Source organism: Paenibacillus sp. S28, assembly GCF_016624415.1.
Classification (GTDB): domain Bacteria; phylum Bacillota; class Bacilli; order Paenibacillales; family Paenibacillaceae; genus Paenibacillus_AQ; species Paenibacillus_AQ favisporus.
This window is the reverse complement of the sequence record NZ_JACVTM010000011.1, coordinates 168,220-184,639: the sequence shown is the minus strand read 5'-3', so window position 1 is coordinate 184,639 and position 16,420 is coordinate 168,220. Positions and strand designations below refer to the sequence as shown.

The window sequence follows — 16,420 nt, the reverse complement described above, 5'->3', positions numbered from 1 at the left end:
TCGTTCATATAGATTCACGTATTTAGTTTCAGAATAATAAAGGAGGTTTGTCCGATGAGTTATGATGGAGGCAGCTATGATGTTATCGTCATCGGCGCAGGTCATGCCGGCTGTGAAGCTGCTTTGGCCGCAGCGCGGATGGGCTGCAACACACTGATGATTACCATCAATCTGGACATGGTCGCATTTATGCCGTGCAACCCTTCGATCGGGGGACCGGCCAAAGGGCATGTCGTCCGTGAAATCGATGCGCTGGGCGGCGAAATGGGCCGTAATATTGATAAAACGTTTATTCAAATGCGGATGCTGAACACAGGGAAGGGGCCGGCGGTGCATGCGCTGCGTGCACAAGCCGACAAGTTCCTGTATCAACAAACGATGAAGGAAACGATGGAGAAAGAACCGAACCTGACGATGCGTCAAGGCATGGTGGAACAGCTGATTGTTGAAGACGGCGTCTGCGTCGGCGTGGTGACGAAAACCGGCACCTCGTACCGTGCTAAATCTACGGTGCTGACTACCGGCACGTATCTTCGCGGTAAAGTCATTATGGGTGAGCTGACCTACGAAAGCGGTCCGAACAACCAACAGCCTTCGGTGAAGCTGGCGGAAAATCTGCGCGAGCTGGGCTTCGATCTCGTTCGCTTCAAGACTGGTACGCCTCCGCGTGTACACAAGTCCACGATTGACTTTTCCAAGACGGAAATTCAACCGGGGGATGAAAAACCTAAATTTTTCTCTTATGAAACGGAGTCTTCCGATAATGAGCAACTTCCTTGCTGGTTGACGTATACTTCAGTGGAAACCCACCGCATTATTAATGAGAACCTGCACCGTGCGCCGATGTTCTCCGGTATTATTGAAGGAACAGGACCACGTTACTGCCCGTCGATTGAGGATAAGATCGTGCGTTTCAGCGACAAGCCGAAGCATCAAATTTTCCTCGAGCCGGAAGGCAAGAACACCTCTGAATATTATGTCCAAGGACTGTCCACCAGTATGCCTGAAGACGTTCAGCTGGCGATGCTGCGCAGTATCCCTGGCTTGGAAAAGGTTGAAATGATGCGCAACGGTTATGCCATCGAATATGACGCTATGGTTCCGACGCAGCTGTGGCCGTCTCTGGAAACGAAGAAGATGCCGGGCTTGTTCACCGCCGGTCAAATTAACGGAACCTCCGGTTACGAAGAAGCTGCAGGTCAAGGCATCATGGCCGGCATTAACGCTGCGCGCAAAGTACAGGGCAAGGAGCCGGTCATTCTGGACCGTTCGCAGGGCTATATCGGAGTTCTGATCGACGACCTCGTGACGAAAGGTACCAACGAGCCTTACCGTCTGCTGACTTCCCGTGCGGAATACAGACTGCTGCTTCGCCATGACAATGCCGATCTGCGGTTGACACCGGTAGGGCATGAGATCGGTCTGATCTCGGAGGAACGGTTCGCGAAGTTTTTGGATAAGAAGGAAAAGGTGGAGCTGGAAATCGAACGCCTACGTTCAACGAAGGTGGGTCCTTCCCATGTGAATGCACTGTTAGAATCGATCGGTTCCGCCCCGATTCAGGATGGCAGTAACCTGCTTACCATTCTGCGCCGTCCAGAAGTATCTCACAGCCATATTGAACAAATTTCACCTTCGCCATATGAACTAACGGAAGAAATGAAGGAGCAGGTGGAAATTCAAATCAAGTATGCAGGGTATATCGAAAAGCAGCTGATTCATGTGGAACGTTTGCAAAAGATGGATAAGAAGAAGATTCCGGAATCGATCGACTATAACGATGTTCAAGGTATCGCCATCGAGGCTCGTCAAAAGCTCAGCAGCATCCGTCCGATTTCGATCGGTCAAGCTTCACGCATTTCCGGCGTGACGCCGGCGGATATCTCGATTCTGCTGGTATATCTGGAACACTATAATCGCGTTACAGCGGCAAGAGGTTAACGAATGGATCCGATACAAGAGCAGTTTGTACAGCGTTTAAAAGAACATGGCATTACGCTCGAACCATCCCAGTTGGAACAATTTGAAATTTATTTCAAGGAACTGGTTGAATGGAATGAGAAAATGAACCTTACCGGGATTACCGAGCGGGAGCAAGTATACACCAAGCATTTCTATGATTCCATCTCCCTGGCGTTTTATGTGAACATGGGGGAGATCGGAACACTAGCGGATATCGGCTCGGGGGCGGGATTCCCGGGAATCCCGCTGAAGATTTGTTTTCCACACTTGAAGCTGACGATCATCGACTCGTTAAACAAGCGCATTTCCTTCCTGCAGCACATTGTGCAGGAGACTGGACTTAAGGATGTAGAACTTCTCCATGGCCGGGCCGAGGATTGGGGAAGGAAGGCGGGGTACCGTGATCACTTCGATCTCGTTACCGCCCGAGCAGTGGCCAGGCAGGCCGTCCTGAATGAGTTCTGTCTCCCCTTTGTCAAAGTGAACGGTCTGTTTGCGGCGATGAAAGGAAGCGATCCGGCGGAGGAAGTACAGGAGGCAGCCAAAAGCTTGAAGGAACTGCGGGGCAAGGTGATCGAAGTGGAACGCTTCTTGCTACCTGTAGAGGAATCGGCCCGCCATATTGTCCAGATCCGAAAGACTGCGCCTACCCCGGGCAAATATCCGAGAAAGGCCGGAACTGCAATTAAATCGCCTTTAGTATAAGAAAAAACTGGTTTCGGCAAGCTGTATCAGACCCTATGGGATGTGCAGTCGACTGACTTCCTATCAACGAACTGTCTGAAACCAAGTCATATTTATAAAATGAAGAGGATTGTTTCACGTGGAACAGTCCTCTTTTTTTAGATTATAAAAATATAAATTATCAGCGGAGCTGTTGGATTCTATATAATTTCAAGAAAACTTCTGAAATACGCGGTCTGTCCTCTATAAAGATGCAGCGATAGTCGCACTACTAAGATTATAGAGTTATAAATATAACGGTGCCGAATCACTGTAAAATCGCAAGAAATGCTTCTGTTAGAAGTGGTTTGTCTTCTTTGACGTTCCATCGATAAATGCTTTTCCCGATGTGAAAAAATGGATAAATGGCAGGAAAAATCGGGAACTTTGGAGAATAGGATTATATGAAGAAAAGTGGTAGAATAGAGTATAAACTGTATTCTATGAACTGGCTTCAAATGGTATGATAGAGAGGGATGATCGTTGGTAAGTGGTCTGACTGTCAGACCGTTCAGTCATGTGAACCTTATACATAAATTGCGTTCGGATCTGACGATTCTCATCTTCCATTTTGAAGTCATTGAATGACTCTCTATGTCTGGATTGCAGCTGTCTAAGCTCAAGGGTTAGTTGTTACCCATATCCAACGTGGATGTTTCGATGACCTGTAGATTGTTGTTAGGTGCTCTAGCGGTGCTATTACGAATTTAGGTGGTAATATACGGAATGAAAGAACAATTTTCTAAATTGTTTGGTTTGACGGAACGAAGCAATGGGGATGAAGTAAAGCAAATTCCGGTGGCGGAAATCGTAAGCAGTCCTTACCAGCCCCGGACCATTTTTGATGACGATAAAATCGACGAACTCTGTCAAACGATCAAGACGCATGGGGTGATCCAGCCCATTGTTGTTCGTATCCGTAATGCCAAATACGAGATTATTGCCGGTGAACGGCGCTGGCGTGCCGTTTCCAAACTCGGTTTGGAGACCATTCCCGCCATTGTCCGTGAATTCAATGATTCCCAAGCTGCTTCCATTGCATTGATCGAGAACCTCCAGCGTGAAGGCCTGACTTCCATCGAGGAAGCCGTTGCCTATCAGAAGCTCATTGACCTTCATCAGCTTACGCAGGAGAGCTTGGCGCAGCGCCTTGGGAAAAGCCAATCAACGATTGCCAATAAAATCCGGCTGCTTCATCTTCCGGAGGAAGTAAAAAATACACTGATGGAGCGCAAAATTACGGAGCGGCATGCCCGCGCGTTACTGTCCCTCGATACTGAGGAACTGCAGCTGAAAGTGCTGGCTGAGATTGTATCCAAAGAGCTGAACGTGAAACAAACGGAGGCTAGAGTTGCCTTTTACAAGGAATCGGCAAAAATTAAAAAGGCAAAGCGCATCTCTTACTCCAAGGACGTCCGGTTGGCGTTGAACACGATTCGCCAATCCATCGATATGGTGTCTGGATCCGGGATGGCCATTAAAACGCAGGAAAACGACCATGAGGATCATTATGAGATCGTGATCAAAATTCCTAAGCGCTAATACGATGGAGCTTAGCGGCTGAGCGGCCGCTTTTTTTAGAAAGTCATAATGAATTTATGCTCTAAACCATGAAATCATAGGTTCCAGGCAGCTGAATTTCATAAGATGGAAGAATAGAGGGGGAGGGGGAAAGTTCGCATCTCCCATTTTTCTCGTCAATGTTCTGAAGTCAAAGTTGTTCATTGATGGTGTCCGAATAATTGAGTAAAGGTTTTTCTTGTTATTCCAGCAAGGGGAAGCGCACTACTGCAGGGCGAAGCCGTTTCTGCGTATCTGTATCCTTGAAACACCGGTACTTCTGATTTACCGCCGGGAGCATACAGGTATTTGCAGCCGTTTGTTTTGCTGATGATCACAATCCCGCGACCTACAAGAAGAGTCTTCATACACATAGAGGTGAATTGAGTGTCCAAAATTATTGCCATAGCAAATCAGAAGGGCGGAGTCGGCAAGACGACAACCTCCGTCAATCTCGGTGCAGGATTGGCTTCGCTCGGAAAAAGGGTGCTGCTCGTCGATATCGATCCCCAAGGCAATACAACCAGTGGGGTGGGTGTCAATAAAGCGGATGTAGCGAACTGCATTTATGATGTGATTATCAATGATGTACATCCCAAAGATGCGATCCTGCAAACGCAAATCGAAGGACTTCATATTATTCCGGCAACGATTCAATTGGCTGGAGCGGAAATTGAACTGGTACCGACCATTTCAAGGGAGCTTCGGCTCAAAAAGTCGCTTCAGTTGGTGAAAGCAAATTATGACTATATTTTAATCGATTGTCCGCCTTCTCTTGGTATACTTACTATTAACTCACTTACTGCCGCTGACTCGGTCATTATTCCTATCCAGTGCGAATACTATGCCCTTGAAGGATTAAGCCAGCTGCTGAATTCGATTCGTCTCGTCCAGAAGCATTTGAACACTTCGCTCCGAATTGAAGGCGTTCTGCTTACCATGCTGGATGCTCGGACAAATTTGGGGATTCAGGTGATTGAGGAAGTAAAGAAATACTTTCAGGAAAAAGTGTACCAAACGATCATTCCGAGAAATATTCGACTTAGTGAAGCTCCGTCCCATGGTCAGTCGATCATTACGTATGATCCGCGTTCGAAAGGCGCTGAGGTATATTTAGAGTTGGCAAAGGAAGTGATTTCGTATGAGTAAACGATTGGGTAAAGGGCTCGATGCTTTAATTCCTTCACTTTCGATTAATGAAGATGACAAAATCGTAGAAATCCCACTCAGCCAACTTCGTGCCAATCCTTACCAGCCGCGCAAGGACTTTAATGAGGAATCAATTCAGGAATTGGCCGAATCGATTCGTCAGCATGGGGTCATTCAACCGATTATTGTACGCAGCGTGCTCAAAGGATACGAAATTATTGCAGGGGAGCGGCGCTTTAGAGCTTCGCAATACTGCGGCAAGGCCACCATCCCGGCTGTGGTTCGCACATTCAGCGATCAGCAGGTGATGGAGATTGCCTTGATTGAAAACCTGCAGCGCGAGAATTTAAATGCGATGGAAGTGGCTGTTGCTTACCAGGGCTTGATGGATCAATACTCACTGACGCAGGAAGAGCTGTCGTTGAAAGTGGGGAAATCCAGATCCCATATAGCAAACTTCCTTCGTTTGTTGGCTTTACCGGATGAAGTCAAAGACTATGTTTCACGTGGAACAATTTCCATGGGCCATGCGAGAGCGTTGGTTGGTCTCAAGGATTCATCCCTCATCAAGCAGTTGGCGAAGCAATGCGTCAACAATGAGTGGAGCGTACGGGATCTTGAGGAGGCTGTGAAACAGCTCGACCGGAAACCGGCGGATAAGAACAAGGTGAAAGTCAAAAAGCGCGATCCTTATATCGATAACTTGGAAGAGTCCCTGCGGGAGCGGTTTAGAACGACAGTGAAAATCAAGCAAAACAAAGATAAAGGCAAAATCGAATTGAACTATTACAGCAAACAGGACCTGGAACGGCTGCTGGAGTTGTTGCAATAAAGATCAGTGGATGGGATGACGCGTCTAGGTGATTCCTGAAAAGGACCGACGATGCGTCATTCTTTGTTCCTTGGATCGGAGTGAAACGGGATATGAACGCAGTTGTATATCTGGATCATGCAGCGACTTCCTGGCCGAAACCGCCTGGTGTTCTGGCAGCCATGCAAAAGGCGATGGAGGAAGCGGCGGCGAATCCAGGACGAGGGAGCCATCAAATGGCTGTGCAAGCGAGCAGGGTTCTCTTTGAGACCCGCCGGGTGCTAGCTCAGTTGTTTCGGGTGAAGAACCCGAATAACATCATTTTCACCCATAACACAACCCAGGCATTGAATATGGCGATCAAAGGGATCTTGAAGTCCGGTGACTATGTCGTTGCGACGATGATCGAACACAACTCCGTACGGAGACCGTTGGAATATTTAATGCGGACACTGGATATTCAAGTAGATTACATTGGGGTAAATGATCAAGGAGAACTGGACATGCAGCAGCTGGAGGCATGCTTATCCAAAAATCCGAGGCTGGTGGTTTGCAGCCATAGCTCGAATTTGTTGGGGAGTATTCTGCCAATCCAGCGAATTGGTGAGCTGGCACGCAGCAGTGGGGCAGTATTCTTGGTAGATGCTGCACAAAGCGCCGGGGTGCTGGACATTGATGTGGAGTCCTGCTGTATCGACATGTTGGCTTTTCCGGGCCATAAAGGGCTGCTCGGTCCGCAAGGGACGGGAGGGCTTTACTTATCGCCGGAGATCGAACTGGAGCCGCTGATCCACGGAGGAACGGGCAGCCAATCGGAGGAAAAGGAAATGCCCAGCGTAAGGCCGGACCGGTATGAAGCGGGGACCTTGAACACGGTCGGAATTGCCGGGCTAAGAGCAGGGGTAGAGTATGTGCTTAAGGCAACCCCTCAGCGGATTTATGAGCATGAATGGGCGTTGACCCAAATGATGATCGATGGGTTGAAGGGTCTGCCAGGTATGAACTTGCTTGGTCCGGCACAAGGGAAGGAAAGGACCGGAATCGTGGCCTTTACGATCGAGGGCCGGGATTCTACGGAAATCGCCTTCCGCTTGGATCGGCAATATGGAATCGCAGTCAGAGCGGGGATGCACTGTACGCCGTTGGCTCATTATGCGGTGCGAACGGATAAGACCGGAGCAGTGAGGGCGAGTGTGGGTGCGAACAGCACGGAGCAGGAGGTTCAACGGATGGTTGAAGCGATGCGCGAGCTGGTTCGTTAACTAGATGGCCTGACGCAAGCTTCGAAATCTATTTGTAATCAAACCTCGATGGCAAGACAAAACCGGTTCTCCCCTTGAAGCTGAGGGACAACCGGCAGAAGTAGATGTTTGGAATTTTTAACTGTATAGTATCAAGGGCCATGAATATGTGGGATCACGATACGTCTTGGGAACGGGTAGGTCAAGATTGAGGAAAAGGAATGAACAGCATGTCGGACTTGAATGATTTAATCAGCGAACAATTACCAGGAATCATTGGCGGGATCGTACTCCTCATTTTGATCTTGCTCGTGTTGGTGCTGACACAAGGGGCAAAGCTTAGAAAAGTTCGCCACAAATACGAAACGATGATGGCCGGCAGCGGGGTGGAGGATTTAGAAACACTGCTCATCGATCTAAAGACACAGGTGGACAGCGTGGAGGATGAGCAGCAGCAGCAGCGTGAATCCTTGTCGCTGGCATTGAACAAGCTTCAAACGATCAAGGGTAATATCGGTATTAAACGTTACAATGCATTCAGCGAACGAGGGAGCGATCTAAGCTTTTCGATTGCGATCGTAGATGCTGATAGAAGTGGAGTCGTCATCACTGCGCTGTACAGCCGTGACAGCTCCTATGTTTATGCCAAGCCGGTAGAAGCCGGGCAGTCGACTTATCCCCTTTCACCGGAAGAGGTAGAGGCAATTACTCTAGCCTTGCAAAAAGCGTAGTACGGGCTTTCCATTCCTTAATAGCGGAATGAAGGCTTGAGGCAATAATTTCGGACAAACGCATCACCAAGCTCAGCCTGGTGTTTTGCAATACAAAATATTCCATAAAGCCGCCGACATTAACGATACCCGTCAAATGGATATCGCCAACCGGCGGTAATTCTTTATGTACGCCTGCACCGGGCTTGAGCGGGCCGTTGGCGACTTGAATGCAGCCTACGCTGGAGGATTGTCCAAGGCACGCATCGATGCCGATGACAAATGGATTGTCATACAGCGAATAGATCGAGGAGAGCGTCTCCTGGAGGTTAACGGCATGCACAGGCTCGTCCAGCGTGCCAAACAAGTGAAACCATGGACTTTTATACCGGGCCAATGCAGTGCCTACCAAAGGACCGAGGCAGTCGCCCGTGGACCGGTCGGTACCGATACATACAACGATAACCTGTTGATTTTCCCCGGCTTGAGAGAGATGAAACAGAAGACGATGAATAATAGCGGAATGGATTTCAGGGTCGGTATGTGGTATTTTTAAGCATGTAGGCTCCTGTTTGGGAGACGTTTTTGGCCACTGAGTCATAGAATCTTCCTCTCCTTGCATTTGGTAGTAACTAGTATATGGAAGGAAGAGGGTTTTTATACTTCATGCAGGAATTCCATAGAAAAAGTAATGCGAATGAATGCAGCACAAATCAAGGTGGGGGATAAACGGATGGTGGCGGAGATGGAAACCTGGATGCTGATTGCTTTTGATTCGACACAGCAGGCGCTGCGCGCCGAGATGCTGCTTGAATATGCGGAGATTGAAATTGATTTATTTCCTACACCAAAGGAAATAACAGCGGGCTGCGCACTATCGATCCAGTTCCCGCCGGACCAGCTGGATAGCGTACAGACGATCATCCAGCAGGAGCAGGTGGAGATTCGAGGAATCTACTTCAAAGACAGCACAGAGGGCTATAAGAGCATCGAAGATAGGAGGTAGAGTTGATTGAGTAAGTTTTGGCTGGAGGATACCATTCCCAATCCAGAGCAGGCTGTCAAGCAGGCGGTAAGTATCGGCGATAAATTTTTGGACTGGGTAACCAATGTAGATATGTGGACCAGCGTGCTGTTTTCAGGCATTCGGATCATCATTCTGTTTTTTGTTTCCCGCGTCATTATACGGGTTGTATCCAAAATTATAGACAAGTCGCTGGCGAGACAAGAACAGAGCCGGATGAACGTCAATCCGCGGAGGTTCGCCACGGTAGCCGAACTGCTGAAAAACGTAACGGCGGTCACCTGTAATTTTATTATGGTGCTCCTGATTCTGTCGGAGTTCAACTTTCATTTGGGGCCGCTCCTTGCGGGAGCAGGGGTGCTTGGTTTGGCCATAGGTTTTGGCGCGCAAAGTTTGGTTAAAGATGTGATTACCGGATTCTTCATTATATTAGAAGACCAATTTGCGGTAGGGGACGTTATTCAGACAGGGACCTTCAAAGGCACCGTAGAGATGATCGGCCTTCGGACCACACGCATCGTAAGCCCTACCGGGGAAGTTTATATTTTGCCTAACGGTTCCATCGCCAGCGTAACGAACTACTCCTTATCCAATGCGCTCGCGGTTGTTGACCTTCCCTTGAAAAACGAGCGAAACCTGGAAGAAACCGTAGCCCTGATTAAACAGGCGCTTACCGGCATTCAGCAGCGGGATCCTAATGTCATTTCGGTGCCGAATGTACTCGGGGTGCAATCCTTGAACACAAGTGAATACGTCATCCGGATCGTAGCCGAGTGTATGCCAAACACCAAAGGCGATGTCGAACGGCAGATTCAGGCCGACGTGAAGCAGGCGTTGGAATACGAGGACACGATGAAACAGGCACAGGCGGAGCTTGCGGCAGGTAAAGAAGGGAACAACGAAATGGGGGAAGGATAATGGTGGAACGTAAAGTGTTTCAGCTCGGAGATATCGTCCAAATGAAGAAAAACCACCCATGCGGCAGCAACGAAATGGAAATTATCCGCATGGGAATGGATATCCGGATCAAATGTGTCGGCTGTCAGCACAGTGTATTGATCCCGCGGGCGAAGTTTGAGAAAAACATGAAAAAGGTGCTTCGTTCGAAATCGGAAGAGGGAATGGAAGGGCAGGCTTAGAAATAAATAGCTTTGGGGTAAAGGGCTTGCACAAATGATGGACATGTGCTATAATCAATTTTGCTGCGGAAAGGTACCCAAGAGGTCTAAGGGGGCTGACTCGAAATCAGTTAGGCGTCGCAAGGCGTGCGAGGGTTCGAATCCCTCTCTTTCCGCCACATTCCCTTATTTAAGTGACTGCGCATAGAATACATACGGCGAAAACCTTCAGTTGAAGAAACTGGAGGTTTTCTTAGTTGTTGGAGCGTTTCCCTTTATGATCCTTTGCTTTCATAATAAGAGGGGAAGCGGCATTACGGCTATATACAAACCAAAGGAGGACCCATAAGGTCCTCCGATTTGGCAGGCGATGCCATGATTTTTTGGAATTCATCCACACAACACTTCAGTAAGTGAAACTCGGGTCAGCCTTTAGCAAATCTTTGCTTTAGACAATAAAGTGTTTTTAGCACTTCCCTCCGCTTCTTGAACGTGCTGTTTCTGACTTCCTGTGCTTTGTTGCGTTGATCATGTCCAACGGAACCACACCTCTCTCAAGCACCGCCTGATTGTAATATGCGCAGTTTTCGGGCGCTTATGCATCCATTTGTAAAATTAGTGGACCCGCGCTTTCGTCATCCGTTTCCATTTGCGGTCTTTCTTCGAGGTCTCTGGAAAGGTATCGCCCTTAGCCAGCTCGACCCGCTGCGGATCCGTGATTTCAGTATGGAAGCTGTTTTCACCAACCTCCATGTATACGCCGGGGTTCGGCGCTTTGTCGCCTGGTTCGAATTCGGTTCTTTCACCCATGGACAAGGCCTCCTTTAATCGTTAAAATGGACTGCCTCTGTAGTGTGTACCCTTGGCGGAGAATCATGTGTGGAACAGGATCAATACGGCATTGTACTTGCAATCATTGGGCCAATTTGATATATTAATATGGTGCGAGTTTAGACTCGTTCCTTGCTCCTGACATGATCAGGGGCCGAAGTCCATAAGGAGGTGAAACATATGCGCAAATATGAAGTGATGTACATTATTCGTCCTGACATTGAACAAGATGCTGTTCAAGCCGCAGTCGAAAAATTCCAAGGCATCATCTCCAACGGTGGAGAAATCACTAAGCATGAAGTGATGGGTAAACGCCGCCTTGCGTATGAGATCAACAAATTCCGTGACGGTACTTTTGTTCTGGTTAACTTCAGCGCCAACCCTGAAGTTGTAGCCGAACTTGAGCGCCTCATGAAAATTTCTGACGAAGTAATTCGTTATCTCATTACGCTTGACGTTGTTGCTTAATATCCGTTTACGGAATTAGTGATGAAATTCGCTCAAAGGAGGGGACTCGATTGTTGAACCGTGTTATTTTGATCGGCCGGTTGACCCGGGATCCGGAACTGCGCTATACACCTTCAGGGGTAGCCGTAACGCAGTTTACGCTCGCTGTAGATCGCCCGTTTACGGCGCAAGGCGGAGAGCGTGAGGCGGACTTTATTCCGGTGGTCACATGGAGACAGCTTGCTGAGACCTGCGCCAATTATCTGCGCAAAGGCCGTCTGACGGCTGTAGAAGGGCGCATCCAGGTACGGAATTACGAGAATAACGAAGGTAAACGTGTATACGTCACCGAAGTCATTGCCGATAACGTACGTTTCCTGGAATCCAACCGTGAAGGCGGTGGAGGCGGAAGCACCCCGCGTGAGGAGCCTTCCTACGATGGAGGCGGCGGACGTGGCGGTAACAGCTACTCGCGGAACAATTCCAATCAGGATCCTTTTTCCGATGACGGAAAACCGATTGATATTTCGGATGATGATTTGCCATTTTAATAAGGAAAGGACTGAAACAGCATGGCTTTTAAACAAAGAGAAGGCGGAGACAACGATAAAAGACCGGCTCGCCGCGGCGGCCGTAATAAACGTCGTAAAGTGTGCTTCTTCACTGTGAACAAAATTACTCACATTGACTATAAAGATACCGATCTGCTGAAGAAATTTATCAGCGAACGCGGTAAAATTTTGCCTCGCCGTGTAACCGGCACTAGCGCAAAATACCAACGCATGCTGACGATTGCGATCAAACGCTCCCGTCAAATCGCATTGCTGCCATACACTACAGAGTAATCTGTATCATGGCGAGCGAGAAAGCCAGTACCTTGGACATCCCAGGTGCTGGCTTTTTTGCTGTGATGAACATGTTCAAAATTATTCCATTTGTCTTACGGGAAACGAAAAAGTTATCATAGTGGTATTGCTGCATCAAGCAGTGGCGGTAAGGTTGTAAGCGTACCCGTAGAAAGGGCAGGGCACAGCTTTCCATTTCCCGGGCAATTTCATGATAGTGAAGTTCCTGCTGGATTGATTCGCAAACAGGCTTCGTAAACAGCGTGTTCCTTAACGATCAACGAGGGTATGATATAATGGGAAAACGGCGAAAAGGGGGATTACCATGGGACTGGGCAGAATCTACAGGAATTATTTTAAAAATAACATGTTCATGAGGATTCTGCTGATTTTCACGATCATTGCCATTCTGACAATCGTGATTCTGTCCTATCTGATGTTCTCTTCCCTATCCCAATCGATCGTGGAGAAGGAACTCAACAACCAGAAGGCTGCGATGGAAAATGTCAGCCGGTATCTGGATCAGCGTTACCAGTCGGTAGAGAATATTGCCAGGGATATGTACCGGAACGAAATGCTGTTCTCGAACATTTCCTTTTTGATGGAGCATCCTTATTCGCAATATGTCCAGCATCGGATGGATCAGTTTTACAACGAAACGAACAATGACTCGACGGACCCGCTGCAGTATTTCCAGCAGGTGATGGACGAAAACGGAGATATCCGCAATATCATGCTGTACAGTTCAGAGAAGCAGTTTCTGTCTGTGTTCAAGCCAAACAAGCAGTATAAGCAGCTGACCACCGATATGACCCACTCCTATATTCCGGACGTTATGGCGATGGATTATAAAGGCATCACCGCTCCGAATTACTGGATCCGGAAGGCAGCGGACCAGTGGGCGCCGGAGCTGTACGCCATACGGGTACCGATCAATAACCGTCAGCTCAAAAATGCGGGACAGTTTCTCGTTTATTTGGATTCGGGCGGTATCACCGATGCGCTGACCAGCTATAAGGACAGCTTCAAAGGGGATATCGCGGTGCTTTCGGCGGACGGCAAGGTTTTGTATGATTCGGAAGGGAAATATTATGGGAAGACCTATCCGTATATGGATGTGACCGACTCGCTGTATGACGGTGGAAATACCCGCCCGGCTGAGGTCAGCAGCCGAATGTATATCAACAAGCTGACTTCCGCTGACAACGGGTATGTCGTGATTGGTGCAGTTCCGAAAAAGGACGTAGAGGCCAGCTATTCGGGTATCCGGAAAACGATTATAACGATCAGCGGGATCTGTATATTGTTTGCAATCTTTTTCCCGGCCTTCTTTGTGATTAATTTCGCCAACCGGACGAACCGGATTATTAGGATTACGCGCAAGGTAAAAAACGGGGATTTGTCCGCACGGATCGATAACCCGGGAGAAGACGAGCTTGGCCAGATTTCCCGGAGCTTTAACGACATGCTGGACGAGCTGAACCTGTATATCGAGCGGGTGTACAAGGCCGAAATCAAACAGAAGCAGACGGAACTGGTGGCGCTGCAGGCGCGGATCAATCCACATTTTCTGTACAATACGCTTGAAGTGATTCGGATGCGGGCCATTTCCCAAGGGGCTAAAGATGTCGGGGAAATGATCTATAGCTTGTCCGTGCTTTTCAAAAGCCTGGTGAAGCAGAAAAAGATCTACACGCTCAAGGATGAGCTGGAGGCATGCCGCTTGTATCTGGAGCTGTTCCGGATCCGTTATAAGGAGAAGTTCAGCTATACGATCGATTCAGACCCGGCGCTGCATGGCAAATCGGTCATGAGGCTGTCGCTGCAGCCGCTGATCGAAAACTATATCGTTCACGGCATCCAGACCAATCGCGACGATAATCATCTGGACATTCGGGTGAAGGAAGAAGGCGATATGCTGGTGGCTGTGATTATGGATAATGGCAAAGGTATCACGCCTGAGCGTCTGGCTGAAATCCATGATGAGCTCGGGAAGCCGGAGGAGTCCGGCGAAATGTTTGGGCTGCGCAGCGTGCACAGCCGGCTGCAGTTTTTGTACGGTCCGGCTTACGGGGTGGAAATTGACAGTCGGCCTGGAGTCGGTACGGTTGTCACCGTACGTTATCCTAACCGGGAAGGGACGGATGCTGAAGATGTATAAAGTGTTTATTGTGGACGATGAGCCGTTCATTATCGAAGGGCTGTACGATATTTTGGATTGGGCAGCGCTGGGGCTGGAGATCGTCGGGCACGCAGAGAATGGCCGCCAGGCGCTCGAGGTGATGGCGTCTACGCCCGTGGATGTACTGATTACGGATATTTCCATGCCGGTGATGGACGGCCTGAGTCTGATCGGCGAGGCACGCAAAACCCGCAGCGACCTCAAGGTGATCATCCTAAGCGGATACAACGAGTTCGATTACTTGAAGCAGGGGATGAGGCTCGGTATCGAAAACTACTTGCTGAAGCCGATCAATGTGGAGGAGCTGGAATCGACGCTCCGCAATACCGTGTCCAAACTGGACAGTACGAGGGCGAGCGGATTGTACAGCGCTTTTGATGTGCAAATTTTGAAGGACAATACGCTCTATCGCTGGATGAACGGGCAGATCGCCCCTCCGGAATTTATAGAAAGAGCCGATCTGCTCGGCGTGAACTTGGACCGGCCTTATATGGCCGTGGCGGTGCTTCGGACCGCAGCCGATGAGGCGTTGTTCGGGCAGGTTGACGATTTGCTGGAAGACAGCACGGAGCTGACACTGTTCCGCGATGTGGATGGAGATACTGTCATTATTGGAAGTCTGGAGAACCCACAGGAGGGGAAGGCTCGTCTGATGACAGCACTGGAGCAGCTGGAGGCTGATTTAGCGAGGCAGGGCTGCACGGTGCATATCGGTGTCGGCTCGGCGGTGAGACTGCCTGGAGAGGCTTCTGTCAGCTACAAGGAGGCCAAGCAGTCGCTGGAGTATTTTATGGTATTTCCGGATCGGCGGATCATCGACTACACCAGCCTGGAGGAGAATAGCGGCGGCCCGGAGCGGCATATCGCCATCGCTTGGGACGAATACGCCAAGCTGATTCTGGCGAGGGATGAGGCCGGGCTGAATCGAAAAATCCAAGACGACTTTGAGCAGATGCAGAAGGCGGGACATATCCGTCCGGAGGATCTGCTGAACGCGGCCCTGGAGCTGGTGATTCGCTTTAAAATGGAGCTTGAGCAGATCAAGCATACGGATGAGTCGGATATATTCAAGAACGCCTTAGGCAGGGTTCGGGACAGTTCCTCGCTGCAGGATCTCATTACTGCACTGCAGGAAGTGGCTGGGGCTGCGGTCCAGTCGCTGCTTCAGGATATGAAGAACCCCGTCGTGAATCAGGTGCTGGTCCATATTCACAATCATTATGCGGACGAACTGTCGCTGAAGACACTGGGGGCACAGTATCATATTCATCCGGTGTACCTGGGACAGCTGTTTCATAAGGAAACCGGGGAAACGTTCGCCGAATACATCAACAAGTTCCGGATCGAAAAGGCGAAGCAGCAGCTGAAGAACACGAACCTCAAGGTGCAGGAGATTGCACGGAACGTAGGCTACTGGGAGACCGGATATTTTTATAAACAGTTCAGGAAATATGTCGGGATCTCGCCGACGGATTACAAGGGGCTGGGTTGACCGGCTGGAAACACCCTGAATCAGATGAGACTAAACACCTACCATCTCATCCGGTTTAGGGTTTTTTTGTGACGTTTGATGCAGAAAAAACCGAATGAAAATGAAAGAAAAACAATAAAAGTAAGCGTTTCACTGAAAAAATGACAAATTTAGACAAAAAGTAAACCTTTTCTTTAATTTGTACACGGTTTTATTTAGTTTATCTTCTTTTTGTAACGGCTTACATCCGTTAAGGTTATCTTAGTTAAACAAACCGAGCCGGAAACAATAAAAGAAAAAGCCGGTTTGGCCGCTTGGTGGGCAGACAGCTAGACAACATTGACTG

At 48.9% G+C, this 16,420-nt stretch carries 17 protein-coding genes and 1 tRNA gene; 16 read left to right on the top strand and 2 right to left on the bottom strand.

The genetic code is table 11. The features are described 5' to 3' along the window. Positions 1-54: 54 nt before the first annotated feature. The 7 genes from mnmG to IAE55_RS24180 all read left to right on the top strand — a co-directional run bounded on the left by mnmG (position 55) and on the right by IAE55_RS24180 (position 8,177). Positions 55-1,941: a tRNA uridine-5-carboxymethylaminomethyl(34) synthesis enzyme MnmG gene (mnmG, locus tag IAE55_RS24210; RefSeq protein WP_145162243.1), complete on the top strand. Its 1,887-nt coding sequence runs from the start codon at positions 55-57 to the stop codon at positions 1,939-1,941. A 3-nt stretch (positions 1,942-1,944) separates the two neighbouring features. Beyond that, a complete protein-coding gene (rsmG, locus tag IAE55_RS24205) occupies positions 1,945-2,667 on the top strand; it encodes a 16S rRNA (guanine(527)-N(7))-methyltransferase RsmG (RefSeq protein WP_200634110.1) in 723 nt (240 codons plus the stop codon). A gap of 744 nt (positions 2,668-3,411) precedes the next feature. Next, entirely contained in the window at positions 3,412-4,227 is an 816-nt protein-coding gene (noc, locus tag IAE55_RS24200; RefSeq protein ID WP_145948237.1) for a nucleoid occlusion protein, read from the top strand. Positions 4,228-4,632: 405 nt separating this feature from the next. Continuing rightward, positions 4,633-5,394, top strand: coding sequence for a ParA family protein (locus IAE55_RS24195; RefSeq protein WP_076172495.1), 762 nt, complete (start codon positions 4,633-4,635; stop codon positions 5,392-5,394). Then, a complete protein-coding gene (locus tag IAE55_RS24190; RefSeq protein WP_105445368.1) occupies positions 5,387-6,226 on the top strand; it encodes a ParB/RepB/Spo0J family partition protein in 840 nt (279 codons plus the stop codon). Before IAE55_RS24195 ends, IAE55_RS24190 begins: the two co-directional genes overlap by 8 nt. A 92-nt stretch (positions 6,227-6,318) precedes the next feature. Further along, on the top strand, positions 6,319-7,467 hold the full coding sequence (locus tag IAE55_RS24185) for an aminotransferase class V-fold PLP-dependent enzyme (RefSeq protein WP_200634109.1): 1,149 nt from the start codon (positions 6,319-6,321) through the stop codon (positions 7,465-7,467). 209 nt (positions 7,468-7,676) lie between these two features. Continuing rightward, a complete protein-coding gene (locus IAE55_RS24180) occupies positions 7,677-8,177 on the top strand; it encodes a DUF4446 family protein (RefSeq protein WP_200634120.1) in 501 nt (166 codons plus the stop codon). On the opposite strand, the gene yyaC is transcribed toward IAE55_RS24180, so the two are convergent. Further along, complete coding sequence (yyaC, locus tag IAE55_RS24175) at positions 8,152-8,757, bottom strand: spore protease YyaC (protein ID WP_076172492.1); 606 nt, start codon at positions 8,755-8,757, stop codon at positions 8,152-8,154. The genes IAE55_RS24180 and yyaC overlap by 26 nt on opposite strands. A gap of 144 nt (positions 8,758-8,901) precedes the next feature. Between yyaC and IAE55_RS24170 the strand changes: the two genes are divergently transcribed. From IAE55_RS24170 to IAE55_RS24155, 4 genes are all read left to right on the top strand, one after another. Then, positions 8,902-9,162 (top strand): DUF3343 domain-containing protein, encoded by a 261-nt coding sequence (locus IAE55_RS24170; protein WP_105445569.1) that lies wholly within the window; start codon positions 8,902-8,904, stop codon positions 9,160-9,162. A gap of 6 nt (positions 9,163-9,168) precedes the next feature. Further along, positions 9,169-10,098, top strand: a complete 930-nt coding sequence (locus tag IAE55_RS24165) for a mechanosensitive ion channel family protein (protein WP_438822538.1) — start codon at positions 9,169-9,171, stop codon at positions 10,096-10,098. Positions 10,099-10,100: 2 nt separating this feature from the next. Then, positions 10,101-10,319 (top strand): DUF951 domain-containing protein, encoded by a 219-nt coding sequence (locus tag IAE55_RS24160; RefSeq protein ID WP_076172490.1) that lies wholly within the window; start codon positions 10,101-10,103, stop codon positions 10,317-10,319. A 67-nt stretch (positions 10,320-10,386) separates the two neighbouring features. Beyond that, positions 10,387-10,477, top strand: a tRNA-Ser gene (locus tag IAE55_RS24155). A gap of 436 nt (positions 10,478-10,913) precedes the next feature. Here the strand turns inward: IAE55_RS24155 and IAE55_RS24150 are convergent. Then, positions 10,914-11,108, bottom strand: a complete 195-nt coding sequence (locus IAE55_RS24150) for a YjzC family protein (RefSeq protein WP_076172489.1) — start codon at positions 11,106-11,108, stop codon at positions 10,914-10,916. Positions 11,109-11,309: 201 nt separating this feature from the next. Between IAE55_RS24150 and rpsF the strand changes: the two genes are divergently transcribed. From rpsF to IAE55_RS24125, 5 genes are all read left to right on the top strand, one after another. Continuing rightward, positions 11,310-11,597, top strand: a complete 288-nt coding sequence (rpsF, locus tag IAE55_RS24145) for a 30S ribosomal protein S6 (protein ID WP_200634108.1) — start codon at positions 11,310-11,312, stop codon at positions 11,595-11,597. A 50-nt stretch (positions 11,598-11,647) separates the two neighbouring features. Further along, on the top strand, positions 11,648-12,127 hold the full coding sequence (gene ssb / locus IAE55_RS24140) for a single-stranded DNA-binding protein (protein ID WP_145162262.1): 480 nt from the start codon (positions 11,648-11,650) through the stop codon (positions 12,125-12,127). Positions 12,128-12,148: 21 nt separating this feature from the next. Next, entirely contained in the window at positions 12,149-12,421 is a 273-nt protein-coding gene (gene rpsR, locus IAE55_RS24135; RefSeq protein WP_076172485.1) for a 30S ribosomal protein S18, read from the top strand. 325 nt (positions 12,422-12,746) lie between these two features. Further along, complete coding sequence (locus IAE55_RS24130) at positions 12,747-14,582, top strand: sensor histidine kinase (RefSeq protein WP_145162266.1); 1,836 nt, start codon at positions 12,747-12,749, stop codon at positions 14,580-14,582. Further along, positions 14,575-16,095, top strand: coding sequence for a response regulator transcription factor (locus IAE55_RS24125; RefSeq protein WP_145162269.1), 1,521 nt, complete (start codon positions 14,575-14,577; stop codon positions 16,093-16,095). The genes IAE55_RS24130 and IAE55_RS24125 overlap by 8 nt, the downstream gene beginning before the upstream one ends. The last annotated feature ends 325 nt before the right edge of the window (positions 16,096-16,420 follow it).